This is a genomic window from Chryseobacterium indologenes, assembly GCF_001295265.1.
Taxonomy (GTDB): domain Bacteria; phylum Bacteroidota; class Bacteroidia; order Flavobacteriales; family Weeksellaceae; genus Chryseobacterium; species Chryseobacterium indologenes_A.
Genome location: NZ_LJOD01000032.1, coordinates 1 through 5000 on the forward strand (window position 1 = coordinate 1; position 5000 = coordinate 5000).

1 protein-coding gene, 2 tRNA genes and 2 rRNA genes (1 of these 5 running past the window's edge) are annotated in these 5000 nt (G+C 44.9%); 4 read left to right on the top strand and 1 reads right to left on the bottom strand.

What is annotated here, in order from left to right; all coding sequences use genetic code 11:
• Window positions 1-622 precede the first annotated feature (622 nt).
• Window positions 623-760 carry a hypothetical protein gene (locus AOB46_RS23515; protein ID WP_157845096.1) on the bottom strand — a complete coding sequence of 46 codons (138 nt, stop codon included), beginning with the start codon at window positions 758-760 and terminating at the stop codon, window positions 623-625.
• A gap of 364 nt (window positions 761-1124) precedes the next feature.
• Here AOB46_RS23515 and AOB46_RS22295 point away from each other — a divergent pair.
• From AOB46_RS22295 to AOB46_RS22310, 4 genes are all read left to right on the top strand, one after another.
• A 16S ribosomal RNA gene (locus tag AOB46_RS22295) occupies window positions 1125-2641 on the top strand.
• 209 nt (window positions 2642-2850) lie between these two features.
• Window positions 2851-2924: transfer RNA gene (locus tag AOB46_RS22300), tRNA-Ile, on the top strand.
• Between the two features lie 82 nt (window positions 2925-3006).
• Window positions 3007-3083 (top strand) — tRNA-Ala (locus AOB46_RS22305).
• Between the two features lie 153 nt (window positions 3084-3236).
• A 23S ribosomal RNA gene (locus tag AOB46_RS22310) occupies window positions 3237-5000 on the top strand; it runs 989 nt beyond the window's last position.
• The 16S and 23S rRNA genes sit together here with 2 tRNA genes alongside, the layout of an rRNA operon.

Consider the following 5000-nt stretch of genomic DNA (forward strand, 5'->3'; position numbering starts at 1 on the left):
GAGTAGGCCGCCGCCAGTTTTTATATTATTAGAAAGTCTCATACAGCAATGTGTGAGACTTTTTTTTTGATTTATACACCAATGATCCTCCCTATCCCTGCTCTTTGTTTTTCTTTGCGGTTAATAACAATCAGCCATTAGTTTTCTATATTATTTTATTTTCTGGTCCTGGTCCTGGTCCTTTTCCTTCTCTTCTCTTCTCTATAAAAACTGTAAAGACCATACAGAATACTTAGCTTCCTTATTCAATACTTATTCAATAGGAATTCAGCCTAATTAAATTAAGAAGAAAGATCCTGTCCTTTATCTGACTTTGACTTCCCCAGGCATTTTAAAAACATTCAGCGTAAACCAATCCCGAAAACATTTCCTTGTATTACCCTTGCTGAGTTTACCTGTTTATCCTTAAAAAACACTTACGCTGTTATTTTCTTTGTTCCCCCTTTGCGGTTAATCAAAGTCCAATATCACTTTTTCACTTTATCCTTCATGATTTTCCTTCCTTCCTTCCTTTCTTTCTTTCTTTTTCAGTTCCCGGCTTTAAATGTACACCCATCATAGATTCTTACCCCGAACTGAAGAGTAAAAAATATAGATGATCCATTCCTATCATTTATTTTTCTTACGTATTATCCATCTGCTGACCATTTTCCTCTTCACTGTTTTCATGATTATTGATCCCTTCGGATGGCTTTACTGTCATCATCAGAATCTTTCCCTTTAATAAATCCGCTTTTGTGGATAACTCTGGTATTTTCATAAAGATCAATCAATAAGAGAGTTACGGAGACTAGTTATCCACAATGTTCATGGAGTTTAAACTTTATGTTAAATAAATTTGTTTTTGGTGTTAATAAGTTGCTATCTTTGCCCCACTGAAAACGAGAGTAAGGATTGAATTTTAGGAAGGGGTTAAGGTTAATAAAAAAACTTTAAATTTTTCTTCAAAAGATTTGGTCATTAAAAAATAAAGTTTTACTTTTGCAACCGCAAATACGAAGCGAAACTGACAGAAATAGAGCTTCGTTAAAAAGCGAAAGATATAAAGATCATTGACATACAATATAACAACCAAGTAAGGAAAAACTAAAGCGTTAAAACTTTGAGTGAGTCAAGACAAACATACAATGGAGAGTTTGATCCTGGCTCAGGATGAACGCTAGCGGGAGGCCTAACACATGCAAGCCGAGCGGTATTGTTTCTTCGGAAATGAGAGAGCGGCGTACGGGTGCGGAACACGTGTGCAACCTGCCTTTATCTGGGGGATAGCCTTTCGAAAGGAAGATTAATACCCCATAATATTTAGAATGGCATCATTTTAAATTGAAAACTCCGGTGGATAGAGATGGGCACGCGCAAGATTAGATAGTTGGTGAGGTAACGGCTCACCAAGTCTACGATCTTTAGGGGGCCTGAGAGGGTGATCCCCCACACTGGTACTGAGACACGGACCAGACTCCTACGGGAGGCAGCAGTGAGGAATATTGGACAATGGGTGCAAGCCTGATCCAGCCATCCCGCGTGAAGGATGACGGCCCTATGGGTTGTAAACTTCTTTTGTATAGGGATAAACCTACTCTCGTGAGAGTAGCTGAAGGTACTATACGAATAAGCACCGGCTAACTCCGTGCCAGCAGCCGCGGTAATACGGAGGGTGCAAGCGTTATCCGGATTTATTGGGTTTAAAGGGTCCGTAGGCGGATCTGTAAGTCAGTGGTGAAATCTCGCAGCTTAACTGTGAAACTGCCATTGATACTGCAGGTCTTGAGTGTTGTTGAAGTAGCTGGAATAAGTAGTGTAGCGGTGAAATGCATAGATATTACTTAGAACACCAATTGCGAAGGCAGGTTACTAAGCAACAACTGACGCTGATGGACGAAAGCGTGGGGAGCGAACAGGATTAGATACCCTGGTAGTCCACGCCGTAAACGATGCTAACTCGTTTTTGGGCTTTCGGGTTCAGAGACTAAGCGAAAGTGATAAGTTAGCCACCTGGGGAGTACGTTCGCAAGAATGAAACTCAAAGGAATTGACGGGGGCCCGCACAAGCGGTGGATTATGTGGTTTAATTCGATGATACGCGAGGAACCTTACCAAGGCTTAAATGGGAATTGATCGGTTTAGAAATAGACCTTCCTTCGGGCAATTTTCAAGGTGCTGCATGGTTGTCGTCAGCTCGTGCCGTGAGGTGTTAGGTTAAGTCCTGCAACGAGCGCAACCCCTGTCACTAGTTGCCATCATTAAGTTGGGGACTCTAGTGAGACTGCCTACGCAAGTAGAGAGGAAGGTGGGGATGACGTCAAATCATCACGGCCCTTACGCCTTGGGCCACACACGTAATACAATGGCCGGTACAGAGGGCAGCTACACAGCGATGTGATGCAAATCTCGAAAGCCGGTCTCAGTTCGGATTGGAGTCTGCAACTCGACTCTATGAAGCTGGAATCGCTAGTAATCGCGCATCAGCCATGGCGCGGTGAATACGTTCCCGGGCCTTGTACACACCGCCCGTCAAGCCATGGAAGTCTGGGGTACCTGAAGTCGGTGACCGTAACAGGAGCTGCCTAGGGTAAAACAGGTAACTAGGGCTAAGTCGTAACAAGGTAGCCGTACCGGAAGGTGCGGCTGGAACATCTCATTTTAGAGCGTTGAAGAACGTTAAACAAAATTAGTACTGATAAGTACAAGAACTTACTTAAAGTTCAGCTTTAGTTTTTTGTTTGGTTGGTTATATATACATACAAACCCACTAGAAATTAGTACAGGGAAGAGATACAAGAGCCCAGAGCCCAGACCCAAGACGATAGAAAGTCTTGTATCTAGCATCTTGGAACTCAAAGTCTAAAAGACAGTCTCGTAGCTCAGCTGGTTAGAGCGCTACACTGATAATGTAGAGGTCGGCAGTTCGAGCCTGCCCGAGACTACTAATTAAAGCGGCTTGCAAATAGCGACCGACTACTGGCATTTAGCCAAAAGCAATAAGCCAAAAGCAAGAAGCACCTAGAGGGGGAATTAGCTCAGCTGGCTAGAGCGCCTGCCTTGCACGCAGGAGGTCAAGGGTTCGACTCCCTTATTCTCCACCATCATAGATGGTTTAGTTTTAAATAGGCAAATAGAGCCAAAAACAATATTTGCGAATTAAATCAGAAATAGATTTAAGATCATTGACATTAACGGTAAAGACATCACAAAGAGAAAACCGAGCGCATAAAAGCGCTTGAGTAACCAAAAATAGGAAAGAAATCGTTAAGGGCGTATGGCGGATGCCTAGGCTTTCAGAGGCGACGAAGGACGTGGTAAGCTGCGAAAAGCTGCGGGGATCGGCACACACGAATAGATCCGCAGATATCCGAATGGGGCAACCCGGCATATTGAAGATATGTCACCTCGCAAGAGGAGCAAACCCGGAGAACTGAAACATCTAAGTACCCGGAGGAAAAGAAATCGAAGAGATTCCGTAAGTAGTGGCGAGCGAAAGCGGATTAGCCCAAAAGTCATTATATATTTAGAAGAACGTTCTGGAAAGAACGGCCATAGACGGTGATAGCCCGGTATTCGAAAGGTATATAATGATGATAAATGAGTAGGGCGGGACACGTGAAATCCTGTCTGAATATGGGGGGACCATCCTCCAAGGCTAAATACTCCTGAAAGACCGATAGTGAACAAGTACTGTGAAGGAAAGGTGAAAAGCACTTCGAATAGAAGGGTGAAATAGAACCTGAAACCGTACGCCTACAAGCGGTCGGAGCAGCGTAATGCTGTGACGGCGTGCCTTTTGCATAATGAGCCTACGAGTTAATTTTACTAGCGAGGTTAAGGTATTCAGTACCGGAGCCGGAGCGAAAGCGAGTCTGAATAGGGCGAATAGTTAGTAGGATTAGACGCGAAACCTTGTGATCTACCCATGGGCAGGTTGAAGCTCTGGTAACACAGAGTGGAGGACCGAACCGGTTGACGTTGAAAAGTCTTCGGATGACCTGTGGGTAGGGGTGAAAGGCCAATCAAACTGGGAGATAGCTCGTACTCTCCGAAATGCATTTAGGTGCAGCGTCGCAAAAAGTTTATTAGAGGTAGAGCTACTGATTGGATGCGGGGGTTTCACCGCCTACCAATTCCTGACAAACTCCGAATGCTAATAAATGTTGTGCGGCAGTGAGGGCATGGGTGCTAAGGTCCATGTCCGAGAGGGAAAGAACCCAGACCAACAGCTAAGGTCCCCAAATATATGTTAAGTTGAAGCAACGCGGTTGGACTGCATTGACAGCTAGGATGTTGGCTTGGAAGCAGCCATTCATTTAAAGAGTGCGTAACAGCTCACTAGTCGAGCGGTCCGGCATGGATAATAATCGGGCATAAACATATTACCGAAGCTATGGATTTGTATAGTATACATCTGGTAGGAGAGCATTCTGTTTGCGCCGAAGCAGTACTGTGAGGTATTGTGGAGCGGACAGAAAAGAAAATGTAGGCATAAGTAACGATAAAGGGGGCGAGAAACCCCCTCACCGAAAGACTAAGGTTTCCTCAGCCATGCTAATCAGCTGAGGGTTAGTCGGGACCTAACGCGAACCCGAAAGGGGTAGTGGATGGACAATGGGTTAATATTCCCATACTTGCTCAAGAATAAAGGGGACGGTTGGATGTAGCTGCTGGAGACTGACGGAATAGTCAAGGCCTAGCCTTCGGGCGAAGCTGCTGTAGTGTAATCCGATCCAAGAAAAGCCGAATTGAAGCAACCCGTACCAAAACCGACACAGGTAGTCGAGGAGAGAATCCTAAGGTGCTCGAGTGAGTCGTGGCTAAGGAACTAGGCAAAATAGTCTCGTAACTTCGGAAGAAGAGACGCCATCAGCAATGGTGGCCGCAGTGAAGAGGCCCAGGCGACTGTTTATCAAAAACACAGGACTCTGCTAAATCGAAAGATGCTGTATAGGGTCTGACACCTGCCCGGTGCTGGAAGGTTAAGGAAGGTGCTTAGCGTAAGCGAAGGCATTAAC

What these genes read in the sequence shown, in the direction of transcription:
- AOB46_RS23515 (WP_157845096.1), bottom strand. Translation starts at nt 760, where the DNA reads ATGAAAATACCAGAGTTATCCACAAAAGCGGATTTATTAAAGGGAAAG.